We start from the raw sequence: 18,131 nt of genomic DNA on the forward strand, positions 1-18,131 counted from the left end.
ATGAGAGTGAAAGAGCAATTGTTAACTTTGAGAGCGTATGTGCCTGGGAAAAACATTGAAGAAGTAAAAAGGGAATATGGATTATCGAAAATTGTGAAATTAGCATCGAACGAAAATCCATTCGGTTGCTCAGCGCGTGTGACAGAAGCATTAACTTCTTTAGCGAGCCAATATGCCCTTTATCCAGATGGATATGCCTTCGAAATTCGGACAAAAGTAGCGGAACATTTAGGGATAAAAGCAGAACAACTACTATTTGGTAGTGGATTAGATGAAGTCATTCAAATGATTAGCCGAGCGTTACTACATGAAGGAACAAACGTTGTAATGGCGAATCCTACGTTTTCACAATATCATCACCATGCTGTTATTGAAGGAGCAGAAGTTCGTGAAGTATCACTTAAAGACGGTATTCACGATTTAGATGCAATGCTAGAGCAAGTAGATGATAAAACAAAAATTGTATGGATTTGTAATCCGAATAATCCGACAGGTACATATGTTGAGAAACAAAAATTACTTTCATTTTTAGAATCAGTTCCTAAGTCGGCTCTCGTTATTATGGACGAAGCATATTATGAATACGCGGACGCAGAAGACTATCCGCAAACACTACCACTTCTTGAAAAGTATGAAAATCTTATGGTTTTACGCACGTTTTCAAAAGCATATGGTTTAGCTGCTTTTCGTATCGGATATGCGATTGGGGATGCGAAGTTAATCGGACAGCTAGAAGTAGCGAGGTTACCATTCAATACATCAACTGTAGCGCAATCTGTAGCACTCGCTGCATTAGAAGATCAAGCCTTTTTACAAGATTGTGTGCAAAAGAATGCTGAAGGTCTAAATCAGTATTATGCATTTTGTAAAGAATATAACGTATTCTATTATCCATCTCAAACAAATTTCATTTTCTTAAAACTTGGTATACCGGGTAATGAAGCTTTCGAACGATTAATGAAAAAAGGATATATCGTTCGTTCTGGTGCTGCATTTGGTATCGATGATGGTATTCGTATTACTGTCGGTTTGAAAGAAGAAAATGATGAAATTATAGAGTTGCTGAAAGAGCTTGTAAATGAGCAAGTACAGAAAGAAGAAACATATTCTTAAGAGATTGTGAAGGCTCCTATTATAGGAGCCTTTTTTATCGTATTAAAAATAAAGATTGAAGTCTGGTATTTAAGTTGTTCTGTAAATCACGGTTTGTATAGCTTGATAATTAGTGAGAGAAGTTATTTGCACGGTCATAAAAGAAAGCGGTACAATAGAAGATGATGATAGGGTATCGGTGTCATATCCGAACCTTTTGAACAATTACCTATTCTGTAAGAAGAAGTATAAGAAGAAGCATGCTCATTCTAAAGGTTGCGTTCTAACAGTGAGTTGCTTATGATAAATGAACAGAAGAGAATATTTTTTAGAATTAAAGGAGACGTTTATGCAAAAGTTTGAACAAGCTGTTTCATATATTGAAAATGGTGAAGCGGAAAAAGGATTACAATTATTAAAAGAACAATTAAAAATTGCAAATGATGAAGAGAAGTATGATATCGCTCGTTACTATCATACACTTGGATTTACAGATGAGGCATTAGCGATTACTGAAGACTTACGTTTACTGTATCCGGAAGAAAGTGAATTCACTGTATTTTTAGCAGAATTATATATTGATCTAGATAAAGAAGATGAAGCGATTGAAGTACTTCATGATATTCCAGAAAATGACGATTTATATGTTCAATCTTTATTACTTGTTGCAGATTTATTCCAAATGCAAGGTTTTGATGATGTAGCAGAGCAAAAACTATTAAAGGCGAAAGAAATGATGCCTGATGAACCTGTTATTACATTTGGGTTAGCAGAATTATATAGTAGTAAAGGTGAAGAACAAAAGGCAATTACTTATTATGAATCGCTATTAGCGGAACATAAAGTAATGGGTGGTGTTGTGATCGCACTTCGTCTCGCAGAAACGTTAAGCGCAATCGGAAACTGGGAAGAGGCAATTTCTTATTATGAAGCAGGCCTAGAGGAACAAAAAGATATTCACTCATTATTTGGATATGCCTTCACATTATATCAAGGTGAAGAATATCAGAGAGCAATTGGTGCTTGGCAAGAACTAAAAGAATTAGACCCTGAGTACGCATCACTGTACATGTATTTAGCGAAAAGCTATGAAAAAGAAGGGATGCTTCAAGAAAGCTATGAAACGCTTCATGAAGGAATTAAAGTAGATGAGCTTTCAGTTCCGTTTTATGTAGAGTTAGCGAACATTGCGGCGAAATTAGGAAAAATAGTAGAAGCAGAGGAAGTTCTTCAAAAAGCGCTTGAGTTAGATCCAGGACATTTAGGCGCAACATTAAAATATGCGTATATCTTAAAAGAACAAGAAAAGTACGAAGAGTTAATTGCAATTGTAGAGCGTGCTATTGATAGTGGAGAACCAGATACACAACTACTTTGGGACCTTGCGTATGCAAAAAAACAATTAGAAATGTATTCGGATGCATTAAAACACTATGAAAGTGCATATACTTCTTTTAAGAATCATCCAGACTTCTTAGAAGAATACGGTTATTTCTTATTGGAAGAAGGAAAGCGAAAAGAGGCGAAAGAAGTATTTACCCAGTTATTACAACTAGACCCGACACAAATTCATATTGAAGAGTTGTTATATAATTTAGAGGATTTTTCATAAGTTGGAAGGAAACTGAATGCCGCTTCTTGAATCTAAAAAGAAAAGAGAAAGACAGAGGAGGGACTTAATTGCTATGAATACCCCTGTTTCTGTAAACGAGAAGAAGGATTTTGTAAAATGGTTTTTGAATAATTACCAACTGAAACAGCGTGAATGTGTATGGATTCTGAATTATTTAATGAGTCACGATCAATTAATGCATAAAGTCCACTTCGTAGAGCATGCAAAATATTGTCCGCGTGGCTTAGTGATGTCAGCGAATTGTGTGAAAGACACACCGTTTCACTTTTTTAAACAAAATGTTATGACAACAGATGCTGAAAAATCGTTTCATGATATTCGTTTAAATCGAGATGAGGATATTTATATTCAACTCAACTTTAAATCATCGTTTCAAAATGCGAATTATGTAGCTGTATTAGAAGAAAACCCATATCTACCAAAGCATATTGAAGTAAATGAAAAAGATCGTTTGCTTGCAGAAAGGTTTTTGGAAGAAAGTGTATTTTCGTTTAGGAGAGAACGCCTTTTGAAACAAATTGATGAAGCGTTAGATAAGCAAGATAAGGAAGCGTTTCATAGATTAACGGCAGAGTTAAAGACTTTATAGAATTTATTTGGATTAATAATTTTTTACAAATTTCAGACTTTTATCAAGAAAAACTACCTATATTGGGTAGTTTTTCTTTTTTTACCTCTTTTAGTATGGTTTAATATATATAAAGTGAAAGTTCTGTCATTTGCAAGTGAAGGAGGGAAGGAATTTGAAGTGGATTGTAAAAGATGTGGAACAGTTTGAGCAAGCAAGAGAGTATGTTGATACAGGAGTAATACCGCTTTTATCAATTTCGGCAGCAAAAGAAATGAAAATGGTTGTAGAACAAGGTGAATTTATAGAATTGTTGAGTATGGAATTGGAAAGAGAGTATAAAGGCAGGGTGCTTTTACTGCCTGCGTTTACGTATTTAGTAGAAAGTCAAAAGAATGAAAAAGGTCGTTTGCAAGAATGGACAAATCATTTACGAAGCGAAGGTTTTAAGCATATTGCTTATGTTACAAGTGATTTTTCATGGAAAGAGGATATACAAGAGTTACAGGGAGATTTATTTTGGTTTCCTTCATTAGCACTAGAACAATTTAGTGATCAAGCAAAAAGAGAAGTTATTCATGCACATATAAAAAATATAATGGTGATGTTGGAAGATAAGTGGGGAAACTAACAATAAACAGAAAGTTCTTATTATTATGAGTAGTATGATATTGACCTGTGCATGAGCGTATTATATCATGATAGTGTCCTAGTTTTTATTTTTTATATAATTTATCACGAGGGGACAATTTCTGATAGAGGGGGGAAATTTTCGTGAGCGAGAAAGAACATCGCGTGTCAAGAAGACAATTTTTAAATTACACACTCACAGGGGTAGGAGGCTTTATGGCTGCCGGTATTTTAATGCCGATGACGCGATTTGCGCTTGATCCGGTGTTAAGAAAAGAAGCCGGAACAGATATGGTTGCTGTTGCGCAAGTAAAGGATATTACAACAGAGCCGAAGCGTTTCGATTTTAAAGTGAAGCAGGTTGATGGTTGGTACAAGTCTGAAGAACCAAAATCGGCTTGGGTTCATAAAGATGAAAGCGGAGACATTGTTGCGTTCTCTCCAGTATGTAAACATTTAGGATGTACAGTTAACTGGAATTCGGACAAAGCACATCCGAATCAATTCTTTTGCCCATGTCATGGGGGGCGTTATACAAAAGATGGGATTAACATTAAAGGTACGCCACCCCTTGCTCCGCTTGATGTGTACGAGTCTAAAGTGAAAGATGGAACGCTGTATCTAGGAAAAGCGAAGCCAAGAGGGGGTGCAAAGTAGATGTTAAATAAAATTTATGATTGGGTAGATGAAAGATTAGATATTACACCGATATGGCGTGATATCGCTGATCATGAAGTACCTGAACATGTAAACCCGGCACATCACTTTTCTGCATTCGTCTATTGCTTTGGAGGACTTACTTTTTTCGTTACTGTAATTCAAATTTTATCTGGAATGTTTTTGACGATGTATTATGTGCCTGATATTAAAAATGCTTGGGAATCAGTTTACTATCTACAAAATGAAGTTGCTTATGGGCAAATTGTTCGTGGTATGCACCACTGGGGTGCTAGTCTCGTAATTGTAATGATGTTTTTACATACACTCAGAGTTTTCTTCCAAGGTGCGTATAAAAAGCCCCGTGAGTTAAACTGGATTGTTGGTGTTCTTATTTTCTTTGTTATGTTAGGTCTTGGTTTTACCGGATATTTATTACCGTGGGATATGAAAGCTTTATTCGCTACAAAAGTAGGGATTCAAATTGCAGAGCAAACACCGCTCATTGGTCCTTATATTAAAACATTACTCGCTGGTCATTCCGAAATTGTTGGCGCTCAAACATTAACTCGCTTCTTTGCTATTCACGTCTTCTTCTTACCAGCAGCACTTCTAGGTTTAATGGCCTTCCACTTCATCATGATTCGCAAACAAGGTATTTCCGGTCCACTATAAGAGATTGCTAAATTAAAGGGGAAAGAACTAAAGGAGGGAGATTATGCATCGCGGCAAAGGGATGAAGTTTGTAGGAGATTCTCGGGTACCAGTAGCTCGGAAACCAAATATTCCAAAAGACTATTCTGAATACCCAGGGAAAACAGAAGCATTTTGGCCGAACTTCTTGTTAAAAGAATGGATGGTTGGTGCAGTTTTTTTAATCGGTTATTTATGTTTAACAGTGGCGCATCCGTCGCCGCTTGAGAGAATGGCGGATCCAACAGATGCTGGGTATATACCACTTCCAGATTGGTATTTCTTATTCTTGTATCAGTTATTAAAGTATTCTTATGCTTCTGGTTCATTTACTGTAATTGGAGCGTTTATTATGCCAGGGATTGCGTTTGGTGCATTACTGTTAGCTCCATTTCTTGATCGAGGTCCAGAAAGACGTCCATTGAAGCGTCCTGTAGCAACTGGATTTATGCTTTTAGCAATTGCTTCGATTATCTTTTTAACTTGGGAATCTGTAGCACACCACGACTGGGAAGCTGCAAAAAAACAAGGAGCAATTGTAAAAACAGCGCCAGTTGATAAAAATGATGATGGCTATAAATTAATGCAAAAAAATACTTGTTTAACATGTCATGGTGACAATTTACAGGGCGGAGCGGCAGCACCGGCACTGCAAAACTTAACTTTAAAGCCAGAAGAAATTGCTAAAATTGCGAAAGAGGGAAAAGGTTCCATGCCTAAAGGTGTATTTAAAGGTACGGATGAGGAACTGAAGAAGCTCTCGGAATTCGTTGCAAAGTATAATAAAAAATAATAAAAAGCTGACTACAAAATTGAAGTGAACCCTGAAAACGGGACACCTATCAAAACACCTAAACCACTTGTTCCCTAAATTCTTTAGGGGATAGGTGGTTTAATTTTTCTTGAATTCGCACACAATTGTAGTAATGAATGTATTCTAGCACAATCTTTCGCACAGTTGTGTTGGATACTTTTGTTATCTCTTGTGAATAGAAGGCTTCACTTTTCAAATGACCAAAGAAGCTTTCCATGACGGCATTATCATGGCAATTTCCTCTCCGGGACATGCTGGTGATAATGCCATTTTCTTTGGCATATGCTTGAAATTCCTTCGCTGTATAAATACTTCCTTGATCTGAGTGAAGAAGGACATCTTTTACTTTTCGCCCTCTCATTGCTTGTTTTAATGTCTTCATTGCTAATGGCAGTGCTTGGGACTCGCTGATGACATAACTAATAATTTCACGATTAAAGGCATCCATAATCGTTGATAAATACAAGGTACGCTCTCCAAATAATAGATACGTCACATCCGTAAACCACTTTTCATTTGGTGCGGATGCATCGAATTGGCGTTCCAATCGATGAGGGGCTATTACTGGCTCCGCACCACTGATATATTTCTTTTTCTTTCGACGAACTTTTGAGAGAATCTGATTTTGTCTCATGATTCGTAATACTTTTTTATGATTCACACACAGTCCCATTTTCCGAAGAGTTGCGGTCACTCTTCGATATCCATATCGTAATTTATGCCGAAGACAAACATCCTTTATTTTCTCTTCTATCTCATCTCTTAGGTCCACTGTTCGTTGTAACCAACGATAAAATGTAGACCGGGGTAATTCTAATACATTACACAATTCTTTTACCGTTAGTTTTGTTTTGAAATCGGTCCATAAAGTAACTACAGTTTCCAGGTTCAACTCCTTTCGATTTCCGGATACTTTCCCCATATCAGTAATTTTGTTTTTAACTGTTTATTTTCTAACCGTAGCTGTTCCAATTCATTTAACTCTTTTGGCCCTTTTCCATAAGAATATTGCTTTCCTACAGGTTGTTGAAAACGGTACGTTTGACCGGTACGATACCACTTCATCCATGTCTTAATTTGGGAAACATTTTTAATTCCAAACTTCTCCATAATGGTCCGATTGGAATATCCATCCTTTTTCATTTCAATCACTTTCCACTTTATTTCTTCTGGGTAATGAACTCTTGTCTTCAAACCAAAAACACCTCCATTGAATTTGCATACTTAGTATGCGAATTCAGGAGGTGTTTTTTTCATGTACCACTATTCGGGTTCACTTCAAAATTTGTAGTCAGCTTTTCTATTTAGTTGGATGAAGTTTGTTATAATAGAGTAGGATTTAGTGAATGAATTACTTTTCTTGAAAGGTGTTGGACATACAGATTGGTGTACTTGTATGCAATGTTAAGACAACGATCGGTATTATTATTTTTATTAATTGTTAACATATTAGGTACAATTTACGGATTTATATGGTACGGAAATCAATTGAAAGAAACGTCACCTATATTTTGGCCGTTTGTACCAGATAGTCCTATGGCAAGTCTCTTTTTTGTCTTTGTTTTAATTGCTTTTTTGACAAAGAGAAACTGGGGATTAATAGAAGCGTTAGCGATTGTTACTTTAATAAAATATGGTATTTGGGCTGTTGTTGTAAACGCAATTATGATTTACGTAAAAGGTCCTATTGGCCTTATGGGCTACATGTTAATGCTTTCGCACTTTGCGATGGCAGTGCAAGGTTTTTTATATGCTCCATTTTACCGTATAAAAAAATGGCATTTTATAGTAGTGGGTGTGTGGACGTTGCATAACGATGCAATTGATTATTTATTTTGGCAAATGCCGCGATATGGAATTATGCATTTGTTTGTAGAGGGAATTGGTTATTTTACGTTTTGGTTAAGCATTGCTGTACTATGTATTACATATTATTGTTGCTTACGTGAGCATAGGAAACAATTTTCTTTATGATGGTTAGAACTTTTAGGGGGAGAACATGGAGAAAAATAAGAGTGGTACAAAAATATTGGATCGATTGATTACTTTAGTTGTTTCATATAGCATAGCATTTTCTATTTTTGCACTCGCAACAACGGCAGTTGTGTATGGAAAATGGCTGTATTATTTTGAAATTGATTTTTTAAATATTCCTGATTTAGCGGATATGACGAAGGATGAAATTAAAAGAAATTACGATGTGCTTATTACATATTTATCCCCGTTTTATGACGGAGCATTACATTTACCAACATTAGATATGTCTACAAATGGCCGTATTCATTTTGTAGATGTTAAAAATATTTTAGTAAAGATTCAATATGTGATGTATGCGACAATTATGATTGCAGTGATAGGCGGAATTTATTTATTAAAAAAGAAAAATGAAAAGTTTTTACTGCACGGATCGATTTTAACAATCATTTTTCCGATAGCGCTTATGTTACCAATCGCTATTAATTTTGAAAAGAGCTTTGTATTATTCCATAAGTTTTTATTCAGTAATGATTATTGGATGTTTGATATTGAAACGGATCCAGTTATATTAATGCTACCAGAGGAGTTCTTTATGCATGCTGCGTGTGCTATTTTATTATTCATTTTAGGTGGTAGTATACTTTGTTACAGCTTATATAGATATTTCGTAAAAAAGAAAAGGGTGTCAAAGAAAAAATTCTCTGCTTAAAGAGAATTTTTTCTTTGTAAAACGATAATATATTTTTCGGTTCAGTTCTGTTCTATTCTTGTCCAAATTAACATATTTTGTACTAGTAGTTATAGGGGGGACCGGGATGAAGAGAACATTAATTGGATTGATAGCATTTCTAATTATAATGTTTCCGTTACGTATATATGCTGAAGAGTGGAATGAGCTAACAGGGTTGTTAGACGACTCGTTACAGTTAGTGAAGCGTAATGAAGATGAAAAAGCAGTACAAGTATTACAACTTTTCTCGGAGCAATTTTTAATGAAGGGGAATGAAAAGAAGCAGGAAGTAACACCAGATCAAGTTAGAGTTATTTCTTTAGCTTACGACAAGGCACAGCAATCGCTCTCTGAAGAAGGCTTAGGTAAGCAAGCTAAAATGGATAATGTGTTGGCATTACAACTTGCTGTTGACGCGCAAGTATCGAAGTATCAACCGCTTTGGATGGAAAGAGAAAGAAAAGTAATGGATGCCTTTTCTCAAATGGAAAAAGCGATGGAAAAAGAAGATACTGGGCAGTTTCAACAAACATTAAATACATTTTTAAATGAATTCAATATTATTTATCCAAGTTTAATGATTGCTTTGCCAGAAAACGAGGTACAGCGTGTAAATGTTCATTTATCTTATTTGGATGAATTTCGTAACGTTATGTTAAAAACGAAAGGTGGCCAAATGCAATTAGGGATTATTAAAGGGGATTTGCAAAAGATATTTCACACAGTAAAAAAGGATGAAATTGCACCTTCTCTCATTTGGTTTATGACAATTACTGGGGGACTTATTTTATTCACATTAACTTATGTTGGATGGAGAAAGTATAAAGGAGAGAGAGAAAAAAGAAAAAGTAATGTGCATTCTAAAAATAGATAATGTAATAAGTAAAGATATGGATTGTAAGGTTTATTCATTGACAATAGTGGCAGAAGAAAATAGAATGAGAAGTACTATAATTAAAACTTCAATGGAGGTTCATGATGTTTTATTTAATTTACTTCGCGATCATAATGATCATACCGTTGTATGCACAGTCAAGAGTACGAAGTGCCTATAGCAAGTATTCACAAGTTTATTCAACATCAGGTATGACAGGAGCGGAAGTGGCTCGAAAAATTTTAGATGAAAATGGACTATACAACGTAGCTGTGGAAGAAACACCAGGTCATTTATCAGACCATTATGATCCAACGGCCAAAACGGTTCGATTATCAACAGATAATTATTATGGTCATTCAGTTGCTGGTACAGCAGTTGCAGCACATGAAGTAGGACACGCAATTCAAGATGCGCAAGATTATAACTTTATGCGTATTCGTCATTCGTTAGTTCCTGTGGCGAATTTTGGATCGAATATATCATGGGTATTTATTATGATTGGTATATTTGCGACAATGTCGAAACTATTGTTATTAGGAATTATTTTAATGGCTGCAGGTGTTGTGTTCCAACTTGTTACATTACCAGTTGAGTTCGATGCTTCAAAGCGTGCAATGCAACAAATTGAAGCGTTAGGTATCGTATCAACAGATGAATATGGCCAAGCTCGTAAAGTATTAAATGCAGCAGCATTAACATATGTAGCAGCTGCAGCTGTAGCGGTATTTGAATTATTACGTCTCGTATTAATGTATACTGGTATGCAGCGTAGCGACGACTAAAGACTATCAATTTTGATAGTCTTTTTTTGTTGTGTGGATTGAATTATATAATGTATTGCAAATAGAAATAATAGAAGTAATGCGGAAAGGCGGTGGGGGAAATGAAATATCCAGACCATTTAGTAAAACAAGTGAAAGAGCGTAGTGCTCCTTATCAACTAGAAGGTTTTTTAAGTGGACAAGGTCCTGAAAATCCCAAATTTATGTTGTTAGGAGAAGCGCCTGGTGAAACAGAAATTCATAATGGGATTCCGTTTAGCGGGAGGTCGGGAAAACAATTAATGGTTTTTTTAGATCGTATTCACGTTACAAGGAAAGAAGTATATATTACGAGCGCTGTTCGGAGTAGACCTTATAAATGGCGAGAGAAAAAAGAACGAAATGGTGAAAGCATACAAAAAAAGTATAATAGAACGCCAAATCAAGGAGAAATAGTTGCCCATGCGCCTTTGTTAGATTATGAATTAGAGAAAATAAATCCGAGGCTTATCGTCACGCTTGGAAATATCGGTCTTCAACGTTTAACAGGAAAAAATAAAAAAATCACAGATGTACACGGGCAATTATTAAAACAGCCCATTCAAAAATTAAAGGATATGCAAAGTGCAGAGTTTACATGGTCAGAGAATGAATATCATGTTTTTCCAACTTTTCATCCAGCTTCCATTTTTTATAATCGGAGTTTATTGGAGCTTATTTATGAGAATTTGGAGAAGCTTAAAAGACTTGTAATAAAAAACTAGAAAAGCTAAGGCGCTTTTCTAGTTACATTTAATTATGTAAAGGGTTTTTATTTTCATCTAACGTAAATCCTTCACCAACTACATCATGTACATCACTTACAGCGACAAAAGCATGAGGATCTACAGAAGTAATGATATTCTTTAATTTCACGATTTCATTTTTAGCAACAACGCAATACAGTACGTTACGTTCCACTTTTGTATACGATCCAACAGCCTTTAAAAAGGTTGCTCCGCGCTCCATTTCAGATAAAATTTTGGCAGCAATTTCATCATTTTTCTCTGAGATAATAGTCGCTCCTTTGGCGGCATAGGCTCCTTCTTGCATAAAATCAATGACTTTAGCCCCGATAAAAACAGCAACTAACGTATACATACCCTCGCGGTATGATAAATAGGTAAGAATAGAGACGACGATAACGACAGCATCGAACATAAACATCGTTTTACCCATACTCCAGCCAACATATTTGTGAGCTAGTCGTGCGATAATATCTACACCGCCAGTAGTCCCGCCATATTTAAATATTATCCCAAGGCCGATACCGATAAATGCCCCGGCGAATAAAGCTGCGAGTGTCATATCATTTTGCAAGTTTAAATGTAAGTTGAGTACTTCGTAACGCTGGAAAATCCATAGAAATAAAGATACGCTAAAGGTGCCAATTAATGTATATAAAAATGTCGTTCTGCCAAGTAACCTCCAACCAATAAAAAATATAGGGATATTTAAAATTAAGTTTGAGTAGGAAGGATCAAACTTAAATAAAAAATACAATAATAGTGTAATACCAGTAAACCCACCCTCTGCAAGGTGGTTTTCAATATTGATATTGACAATACCGAAAGAAAATATAGCGGAACCGATTAAAATAAAAATAATATTTCGCATCTTCAATTTTGATGTCATATAGAAATCCCCCTAATTATGTAATGATTATATTGCTCCGCTGAAACGGTAAAACATAATAAGTAATTTCTAGTTGCTAGTGAAAATAGTAAGAGCCCGATTGGTATGGGCTGATCTTTTGGGAAAAGCACGCAAAAGAAGTTTCACTTTACCCCGTTCCAACGGCTGGTAGGAGATAAAGCTCTGAAGAAAGGCGACCCAGCCGTAGGAACCTGATTGGTGTGGGCTAATCTTTTGCAAAAAGCGCAAAAGAAAGTTTCACTTTATTATAGTCTATCCAAAAAAGGGTCGCAAATAGGTGTTTGGCGGGGAATAATATTTGTCAAATCGCGATGAATTGGCTAACATGAAAGAGGAAGGATTAGAGGTGAATAGTATGGAAGCAAAAACGATGAAAGATATGCAGAAAGAAGTAGATGCATATATTGGTCAGTTTAAAGAAGGTTATTTCAGTCCGCTTGCAATGATGGCTCGTTTAACGGAAGAAATGGGGGAGCTTGCAAGAGAGGTAAATCATTATTATGGTGAGAAACCGAAGAAAACGACTGAAAAAGAAAATAGTATTGAAGAAGAGCTTGGAGATGTATTATTTGTTATGATTTGTATGGCAAATAGTTTAAATATTGATTTAGAGACAGCACACAACATTGTAATGAATAAATTTAATACACGTGATAAAGATCGCTGGACACGTATTGATGAGGGAGAGAAAGAATAATGAAAGAAATTAAAGTAATTATCGCCGGACCAAGAGGACGTATGGGACATGAAGCAGTCCTTCTTATGGAAAGAACAGAACATTTTAATTTAGTAGCAGCAGTAGATTATAAGCATGGTGGAGAGAAGATTTCTGATTTACCTGGCATGCCAGCGTTACATACGCCGATTTACGCTGATTTACATACTTGTTTAGATGAAGTAGAAGCAGATGTGTTGTTAGATTTAACAACACCAGAAGTTGGGAAACAACACGTTACACTTGCAGTTGAGCGTGGACTTCGTTCGGTTATTGGTACAACTGGATTTACAGAAGAAGAATTGGCACGTTTAACAGAGAATGCAAAAGAAAAAGCAGTAGGAACAATTATTGCTCCAAACTTTGCAATTGGTGCAGTTCTTATGATGAAATTCTCACAAATGGCAGCGAAATATTTCCAAGATGTTGAGGTAATTGAATTACATCATGATCAAAAATTAGACGCACCATCTGGTACAGCTGTAAAAACGGTAGAGTTAATTCGTCAAAATCGTGAATCAAAGCAGCAAGGTCATCCAAATGAAGTAGAGCAACTAGCAGGTGCACGTGGTGCAAATGTAGACGGTATTCACATTCATAGTGTACGTTTGCCAGGGCTTATTGCACACCAAGAAGTAATGTTCGGTGGAGATGGACAAATGTTAACAGTTCGTCATGATTCATTCAATCGTGCATCATTTATGTCAGGTGTAAAACTATCAATTGAGACAGTAATGAACCTTGATCATCTTGTGTACGGTTTAGAAAATATTATCGACTAAAGGGGAGACAACGGATGAAAATTGCCTTAATCGCACATGACAAAAAGAAAAATGATATGGTTTCGTTTGCATACGCATATAAACCAATTTTTGAACAACATGAATTATTTGCAACAGGAACGACAGGGCTTCGTATTATGGAAGCGACTGGATTAGTTGTAACAAGATATCAATCTGGCCCTCTTGGTGGAGATCAAGAAATTGGTGCAATGATTGCAAAAAACGATTTAGATATGGTGATTTTCTTCCGCGATCCATTAACAGCACAGCCGCATGAACCGGATGTGAATGCATTGCTTCGTTTATGTGATGTATATGGGATTCCACTTGCAACGAATATGGCAAGTGCTGAAATGTTAATGCATGCATTAGAGCGAGGAGATTTAGATTATCGTAAGTTAAGAAAATGAGGGGAACAATTATGAGTGGATTACATATATTAGCGTTTGGTGCTCATGCCGATGATGTTGAAATCGGCATGGCTGGTACCATCGCTAAATATACAAAGCAAGGGTATGAAGTAGGTATTTGTGATTTAACAGAAGCTGATCTTTCTTCCAATGGAACGATAGAGTTGAGAAAAGAAGAAGCAGAGGTCGCAGCTCGTATAATGGGAGTAAAAACGAGGCTGAATTTAGCGATGCCAGACCGTGGTTTGTATATGAAAGAAGAGTATATACGTGAAATTGTCAAGGTGATCCGTACATATAAACCAAAACTAGTTTTTGCGCCATACTATGAAGATCGCCATCCAGATCATGCAAATTGTGCAAAGCTTGTGGAAGAGGCTATTTTTTCAGCAGGAATCCGTAAATATATGCCGGAACTTTCACCACATCGTGTGGAGTCTTTTTATAATTATATGATTAATGGTTTTCATAAACCGAATTTTTGTATAGATATAAGTGAGTACCTCTCTATAAAGGTGGAAGCATTAGAAGCGTATGAAAGTCAGTTTTCAACAGGGAGTGATGGTGTTAAGACACCGTTAACAGAAGGTTACGTTGAAACTGTGATTGCTCGTGAGAAGATGTTTGGAAAAGAAGTTGGAGTCTTGTATGCCGAGGGATTTATGAGTAAGAAACCGGTTTTATTACATGCTGATTTATTAGGGGGATGTAAATGAAATTAAAAATAGGTATTACATGTTATCCTTCTGTAGGTGGTTCTGGAGTTGTTGGAACAGAATTAGGAAAGCAATTGGCGGAACGCGGGCATGAAATTCACTTTATTACATCGGGTTTGCCATTCCGGTTAAATAAAGTATATCCAAACATATATTTTCATGAAGTAACGGTAAGCCAATACTCTGTATTTCAATATCCACCATACGATTTAGCGTTAGCAAGTAAGATGGCAGAGGTTGCACAAAGAGAAAACTTAGACATTTTACATGTGCATTACGCAATACCACATGCAATTTGTGCATATTTAGCAAAACAAATGATCGGAGAGCGTATTAAAATTGTTACAACCTTGCATGGAACAGATATTACTGTGTTAGGTTCCGACCCTTCGTTAAATAATTTAATTCGTTTTGGTATTGAGCAATCGGATGTTGTTACTGCTGTCTCGCATTCATTAATTAACGAAACGCATGAGCTTGTAAAACCAAGTAAAGAAATTCAAACGGTATATAACTTTATAGACGAACGCGTATATTTCAAGCGTAATATGTCTCAGTTAAAGAAAGAATACGGTATAAGTGAGAGTGAAAAAGTACTTATTCATATTTCGAATTTCCGTAAAGTGAAACGTGTGCAGGATGTTGTTGAGGCATTTGCTAAAATTGTTAAAGAAGTAGATGCGAAGTTACTTCTTGTTGGAGACGGACCAGAATTCTGTACGATTTTACAGATAGTGAAGAATTTACATATTGAAGATCGCGTTTTATTCCTAGGGAAGCAAGATAATGTTGCAGAACTACTTGCAATGAGTGATTTAATGTTGCTTCTATCAGAGAAGGAAAGTTTTGGTCTTGTTTTATTAGAAGCAATGGCGTGTGGTGTACCTTGTATCGGAACACGGGTTGGAGGTATTCCAGAGGTTATTCAACACGGGGAAACAGGATATTTGTGTGAAGTTGGCGATACAACAGGAGTGGCAAATCAAGCTACTCAGCTATTAAAGGACGAGGAACTTCACCGCAATATGGGAGAACGAGCAAGAGAAAGTGTTTATGAGCAATTTCGCTCAGAAAAAATTGTTTCACAATATGAAACGATTTACTATGACGTACTAAGGGATGACAAAAATGGAAAGATTTAAAAAAGCTAGTTCTATTATTGAGACATTAAAGCAACAAGGACATGAGGCTTACTTTGTTGGTGGGAGCGTACGAGATCTTATTATCGATAGGCCGATTGGAGATATTGATATTGCGACATCTGCTTTACCAGAAGAAGTGATGGCTATATTCCCAAGAAATGTTCCTGTTGGTCTTGAGCATGGAACTGTAATTGTTGTAGAAAATGGTGAGCCTTATGAGGTAACTACTTTTCGAACAGAAAGCGAATATGAAGATTTTCGAAGACCTAGTAGTGTTCAGTTTGTTCGTTCATTAGAAGAGGATTTAAAACGTCGTGATTTCACGATGAATGCAATTGCTATGACAGAAGAAGGCGAAATGGTTGATTTATTTGCTGGGCAGGAAGCCATTCAACAGAGAGAAATTGTGACAGTTGGAAATGCTGCTGATCGTTTTCAAGAAGATGCCCTGCGAATGATGCGTGGTATTCGGTTTGTAAGCACGTTAGGTTTTTCATTAGAAACGAAAACGAAGCAAGCGATTGAAACGTATGGGCATTTGCTAGAACATATAGCAATTGAGCGCATTACAGTAGAGTTTGAGAAACTGTTAACTGGTACATATTGTGTGAAAGGTCTCAAAGAATTAGTAGAAACGAAGCTATTTTCTCATTTGCCATATTTACAAATGTCAGAAGAGAGACTGTTAAAAGCTACGCAGTATAAATGGGATTCTTTCGAAACGGATATTGACGCGTGGGCATTTTTCTTATATTGTATCGGAGAAGAACATCCATCTGTTTTTTTACGTCAATGGAAGTTTTCAAATAAAAAAATAAAAGATATTGTTGCAGTTTTATTGGCAATACGTACTAGAAAGGAGAAGGATTGGGATACAGTCCTTCTTTATAAAACGGGAATTCATATCGCTGAAATGGCAGAGAGAGTATATGAAGCGATGATTGAAAGCTATGACCCTACATCTGTTAAACGAGTACAATCAATGTTTCACGCATTGCCAATCCAGAGTCGTCAAGAAATGAATGTGACTGGTAATGATTTATTAAACTGGGCAAACAAAAAGCCTGGTCCGTGGGTTGCTGACATGCTTCAGAAAATCGAGGAAGCAATCGTACAAGGAAACGTAGTTAATGAGAAAGAGCGTATAAGGGAGTGGCTGCAAGGATGCAATCTACTATAAGAAAGCAGTTATTGCAAGTTTTTTCTGAAGCGGATGGCGAGTTTGTATCCGGCCAAACGATTAGTGATAAACTTGGTTGTTCAAGAACTGCCGTGTGGAAACATATGGAAGACCTCAGGAGTGAGGGATATGAACTTGAAGCTGTGCGTCGATTAGGTTACCGAATTGCAAGTAAGCCAGACAAAGTGACTGCTAATGAAATTCAGTTAGGGCTACAAACGAAGCGAATTGGTAGAACAGTGTATTTTGAAGAAACTGTTGAATCAACGCAGCACATTGCAGCAAAACTTGCTTATGAAGGTGCAGAAGAAGGAACTATCGTTGTAGCAGAAGAACAAACAGCGGGAAGAGGTCGTTTAAGCAGAAAATGGTATTCACCAAAAGGAACAGGAATTTGGATGAGTATTATTTTACGTCCATCAATCCCAGTTCATCATGCACCGCAACTTACTTTGTTAGCGGCTGTTAGTGTTGCACAGGCAATTGAAAAATGTACAGGTGTAAACGTGGGAATAAAATGGCCAAATGATATTTTAATTCAAGGTAAAAAGGCTGTAGGTATATTAACAGAAATGCAAGCGGATCCTGATAAAATTAATGCTGTTATTATGGGCATCGGTATTAATGCGAATCAAAAGCAAGAACATTTTGATGAAGAAATTCAGCACATTGCTACTTCATTAGCGATTGAATCAGGTAAGCCGATTGTTCGTGCAGAACTTATGCAACAAATCTATTTACAACTAGAAAAATTATATGAAGAGTATTTACAAAATGGTTTCTCTGTCATTAAAATCCTTTGGGAAAGTTACGCTGTGAGCATCGGGAAAGAAATTACTGCTCGAACGATGAGAGAGACGATTACGGGGTTAGCAAAAGGAATCACAGAGGATGGTGTATTACTTCTGGAGGATCATGAGGGGAAAGTACATCATATTCATTCTGCAGATATTGAAATTAAGTAAAAGAAGTTCCTCTTTTGGAACTTCTTTTTATTTCAATATTTTTGAGTTGAATTTGTAATATGATAATAAATTCATTTAATATTTAAAGTTCATT

21 protein-coding genes are annotated in these 18,131 nt (G+C 36.3%); 19 read left to right on the forward strand and 2 right to left on the reverse strand.

Features of this window, described 5'->3' with window-relative positions:
• The 7 genes from hisC to qcrC all read left to right on the forward strand — a co-directional run bounded on the left by hisC (window position 1) and on the right by qcrC (window position 6,066).
• Complete coding sequence (hisC, locus tag AC241_RS08000; RefSeq protein ID WP_050843084.1) at window positions 1–1,113, forward strand: histidinol-phosphate transaminase; 1,113 nt, start codon at window positions 1–3, stop codon at window positions 1,111–1,113.
• A gap of 328 nt (window positions 1,114–1,441) precedes the next feature.
• Window positions 1,442–2,704, forward strand: a complete 1,263-nt coding sequence (locus tag AC241_RS08005) for a tetratricopeptide repeat protein (protein ID WP_001168671.1) — start codon at window positions 1,442–1,444, stop codon at window positions 2,702–2,704.
• Window positions 2,705–2,777: 73 nt separating this feature from the next.
• Window positions 2,778–3,314: a ReoY family proteolytic degradation factor gene (locus AC241_RS08010; protein ID WP_001095925.1), complete on the forward strand. Its 537-nt coding sequence runs from the start codon at window positions 2,778–2,780 to the stop codon at window positions 3,312–3,314.
• Window positions 3,315–3,450: 136 nt separating this feature from the next.
• Window positions 3,451–3,924, forward strand: a complete 474-nt coding sequence (locus AC241_RS08015) for a YpiF family protein (protein ID WP_105434158.1) — start codon at window positions 3,451–3,453, stop codon at window positions 3,922–3,924.
• A 143-nt stretch (window positions 3,925–4,067) separates the two neighbouring features.
• Complete coding sequence (qcrA, locus tag AC241_RS08020; protein ID WP_001290418.1) at window positions 4,068–4,580, forward strand: menaquinol-cytochrome c reductase iron-sulfur subunit; 513 nt, start codon at window positions 4,068–4,070, stop codon at window positions 4,578–4,580.
• Window positions 4,581–5,255 (forward strand): menaquinol-cytochrome c reductase cytochrome b subunit, encoded by a 675-nt coding sequence (qcrB, locus tag AC241_RS08025; protein WP_000932700.1) that lies wholly within the window; start codon window positions 4,581–4,583, stop codon window positions 5,253–5,255.
• Between the two features lie 43 nt (window positions 5,256–5,298).
• Window positions 5,299–6,066 carry a menaquinol-cytochrome c reductase cytochrome b/c subunit gene (gene qcrC / locus AC241_RS08030; RefSeq protein ID WP_000554603.1) on the forward strand — a complete coding sequence of 256 codons (768 nt, stop codon included), beginning with the start codon at window positions 5,299–5,301 and terminating at the stop codon, window positions 6,064–6,066.
• A gap of 58 nt (window positions 6,067–6,124) precedes the next feature.
• Here the strand turns inward: qcrC and AC241_RS08035 are convergent.
• Window positions 6,125–7,281, reverse strand: a protein-coding gene (locus AC241_RS08035; protein WP_155417042.1) for an IS3 family transposase whose coding sequence is annotated in 2 segments (ribosomal slippage) — window positions 6,125–7,032 and window positions 7,032–7,281 — 1,158 coding nt in all. Because the reading frame shifts where the segments join, the coding sequence is not laid out codon by codon here.
• Window positions 7,282–7,470: 189 nt separating this feature from the next.
• Here AC241_RS08035 and lhaT point away from each other — a divergent pair.
• From lhaT to AC241_RS08065, 5 genes are all read left to right on the forward strand, one after another.
• The gene (gene lhaT, locus AC241_RS08045) at window positions 7,471–8,061 is read left to right on the forward strand and encodes a lipoprotein heptaprenylglyceryl N-acetyltransferase LhaT (protein WP_155417054.1); all 591 of its coding nucleotides are present in this window, start codon (window positions 7,471–7,473) and stop codon (window positions 8,059–8,061) included.
• Between the two features lie 25 nt (window positions 8,062–8,086).
• Window positions 8,087–8,773: a lipoprotein intramolecular transacylase Lit gene (gene lit / locus AC241_RS08050; RefSeq protein ID WP_016082254.1), complete on the forward strand. Its 687-nt coding sequence runs from the start codon at window positions 8,087–8,089 to the stop codon at window positions 8,771–8,773.
• A gap of 106 nt (window positions 8,774–8,879) precedes the next feature.
• The gene (ypjB, locus tag AC241_RS08055) at window positions 8,880–9,668 is read left to right on the forward strand and encodes a sporulation protein YpjB (protein WP_016082253.1); all 789 of its coding nucleotides are present in this window, start codon (window positions 8,880–8,882) and stop codon (window positions 9,666–9,668) included.
• A 101-nt stretch (window positions 9,669–9,769) separates the two neighbouring features.
• Complete coding sequence (locus tag AC241_RS08060) at window positions 9,770–10,453, forward strand: zinc metallopeptidase (RefSeq protein ID WP_011109966.1); 684 nt, start codon at window positions 9,770–9,772, stop codon at window positions 10,451–10,453.
• A 101-nt stretch (window positions 10,454–10,554) separates the two neighbouring features.
• Window positions 10,555–11,196: a uracil-DNA glycosylase gene (locus AC241_RS08065; protein ID WP_050843086.1), complete on the forward strand. Its 642-nt coding sequence runs from the start codon at window positions 10,555–10,557 to the stop codon at window positions 11,194–11,196.
• Window positions 11,197–11,224: 28 nt separating this feature from the next.
• Here AC241_RS08065 and AC241_RS08070 read toward each other — a convergent pair whose 3' ends face one another.
• Window positions 11,225–12,106, reverse strand: coding sequence for a YitT family protein (locus tag AC241_RS08070; protein ID WP_000202121.1), 882 nt, complete (start codon window positions 12,104–12,106; stop codon window positions 11,225–11,227).
• A gap of 376 nt (window positions 12,107–12,482) precedes the next feature.
• On the opposite strand from AC241_RS08070, the gene AC241_RS08075 reads away from it, so the two are divergent.
• From AC241_RS08075 to AC241_RS08105, 7 genes are read left to right on the forward strand one after another with little or no spacing between them, the layout of a single operon-like run.
• Window positions 12,483–12,824, forward strand: coding sequence for a nucleotide pyrophosphohydrolase (locus AC241_RS08075; protein WP_014894810.1), 342 nt, complete (start codon window positions 12,483–12,485; stop codon window positions 12,822–12,824).
• On the forward strand, window positions 12,824–13,624 hold the full coding sequence (gene dapB / locus AC241_RS08080; RefSeq protein WP_016082251.1) for a dihydrodipicolinate reductase: 801 nt from the start codon (window positions 12,824–12,826) through the stop codon (window positions 13,622–13,624). Before AC241_RS08075 ends, dapB begins: the two co-directional genes overlap by 1 nt.
• A gap of 14 nt (window positions 13,625–13,638) precedes the next feature.
• Window positions 13,639–14,034: a methylglyoxal synthase gene (gene mgsA / locus AC241_RS08085; RefSeq protein WP_050843088.1), complete on the forward strand. Its 396-nt coding sequence runs from the start codon at window positions 13,639–13,641 to the stop codon at window positions 14,032–14,034.
• 11 nt (window positions 14,035–14,045) lie between these two features.
• Window positions 14,046–14,750, forward strand: coding sequence for a bacillithiol biosynthesis deacetylase BshB1 (gene bshB1 / locus AC241_RS08090; RefSeq protein WP_000015660.1), 705 nt, complete (start codon window positions 14,046–14,048; stop codon window positions 14,748–14,750).
• The gene (gene bshA, locus AC241_RS08095; protein ID WP_000768317.1) at window positions 14,747–15,892 is read left to right on the forward strand and encodes an N-acetyl-alpha-D-glucosaminyl L-malate synthase BshA; all 1,146 of its coding nucleotides are present in this window, start codon (window positions 14,747–14,749) and stop codon (window positions 15,890–15,892) included. The genes bshB1 and bshA overlap by 4 nt, the downstream gene beginning before the upstream one ends.
• The gene (locus AC241_RS08100; RefSeq protein ID WP_050843090.1) at window positions 15,879–17,072 is read left to right on the forward strand and encodes a CCA tRNA nucleotidyltransferase; all 1,194 of its coding nucleotides are present in this window, start codon (window positions 15,879–15,881) and stop codon (window positions 17,070–17,072) included. Before bshA ends, AC241_RS08100 begins: the two co-directional genes overlap by 14 nt.
• The gene (locus AC241_RS08105; protein ID WP_016082248.1) at window positions 17,057–18,037 is read left to right on the forward strand and encodes a biotin--[acetyl-CoA-carboxylase] ligase; all 981 of its coding nucleotides are present in this window, start codon (window positions 17,057–17,059) and stop codon (window positions 18,035–18,037) included. Before AC241_RS08100 ends, AC241_RS08105 begins: the two co-directional genes overlap by 16 nt.
• The last annotated feature ends 94 nt before the right edge of the window (window positions 18,038–18,131 follow it).

This window comes from Bacillus thuringiensis, from assembly GCF_001182785.1.
GTDB classification, from domain to species: Bacteria; Bacillota; Bacilli; order Bacillales; family Bacillaceae_G; genus Bacillus_A; species Bacillus_A thuringiensis_S.

Coding starts and splice junctions, on each gene's coding strand:
- AC241_RS08105 (WP_016082248.1), top strand. CDS start 17,057: ATGCAATCTACTATAAGAAAGCAGTTATTGCAAGTTTTTTCTGAAGCG.
- AC241_RS08060 (WP_011109966.1), top strand. CDS start 9,770: ATGATGTTTTATTTAATTTACTTCGCGATCATAATGATCATACCGTTG.
- qcrB (WP_000932700.1), top strand. CDS start 4,581: ATGTTAAATAAAATTTATGATTGGGTAGATGAAAGATTAGATATTACA.
- mgsA (WP_050843088.1), top strand. CDS start 13,639: ATGAAAATTGCCTTAATCGCACATGACAAAAAGAAAAATGATATGGTT.
- lit (WP_016082254.1), top strand. CDS start 8,087: ATGGAGAAAAATAAGAGTGGTACAAAAATATTGGATCGATTGATTACT.
- AC241_RS08100 (WP_050843090.1), top strand. CDS start 15,879: ATGGAAAGATTTAAAAAAGCTAGTTCTATTATTGAGACATTAAAGCAA.
- bshB1 (WP_000015660.1), top strand. CDS start 14,046: ATGAGTGGATTACATATATTAGCGTTTGGTGCTCATGCCGATGATGTT.
- bshA (WP_000768317.1), top strand. CDS start 14,747: ATGAAATTAAAAATAGGTATTACATGTTATCCTTCTGTAGGTGGTTCT.
- AC241_RS08065 (WP_050843086.1), top strand. CDS start 10,555: ATGAAATATCCAGACCATTTAGTAAAACAAGTGAAAGAGCGTAGTGCT.
- hisC (WP_050843084.1), top strand. CDS start 1: ATGAGAGTGAAAGAGCAATTGTTAACTTTGAGAGCGTATGTGCCTGGG.
- AC241_RS08070 (WP_000202121.1), bottom strand. CDS start 12,106: ATGACATCAAAATTGAAGATGCGAAATATTATTTTTATTTTAATCGGT.
- ypjB (WP_016082253.1), top strand. CDS start 8,880: ATGAAGAGAACATTAATTGGATTGATAGCATTTCTAATTATAATGTTT.
- AC241_RS08005 (WP_001168671.1), top strand. CDS start 1,442: ATGCAAAAGTTTGAACAAGCTGTTTCATATATTGAAAATGGTGAAGCG.
- dapB (WP_016082251.1), top strand. CDS start 12,824: ATGAAAGAAATTAAAGTAATTATCGCCGGACCAAGAGGACGTATGGGA.
- AC241_RS08010 (WP_001095925.1), top strand. CDS start 2,778: ATGAATACCCCTGTTTCTGTAAACGAGAAGAAGGATTTTGTAAAATGG.
- AC241_RS08075 (WP_014894810.1), top strand. CDS start 12,483: ATGGAAGCAAAAACGATGAAAGATATGCAGAAAGAAGTAGATGCATAT.
- qcrC (WP_000554603.1), top strand. CDS start 5,299: ATGCATCGCGGCAAAGGGATGAAGTTTGTAGGAGATTCTCGGGTACCA.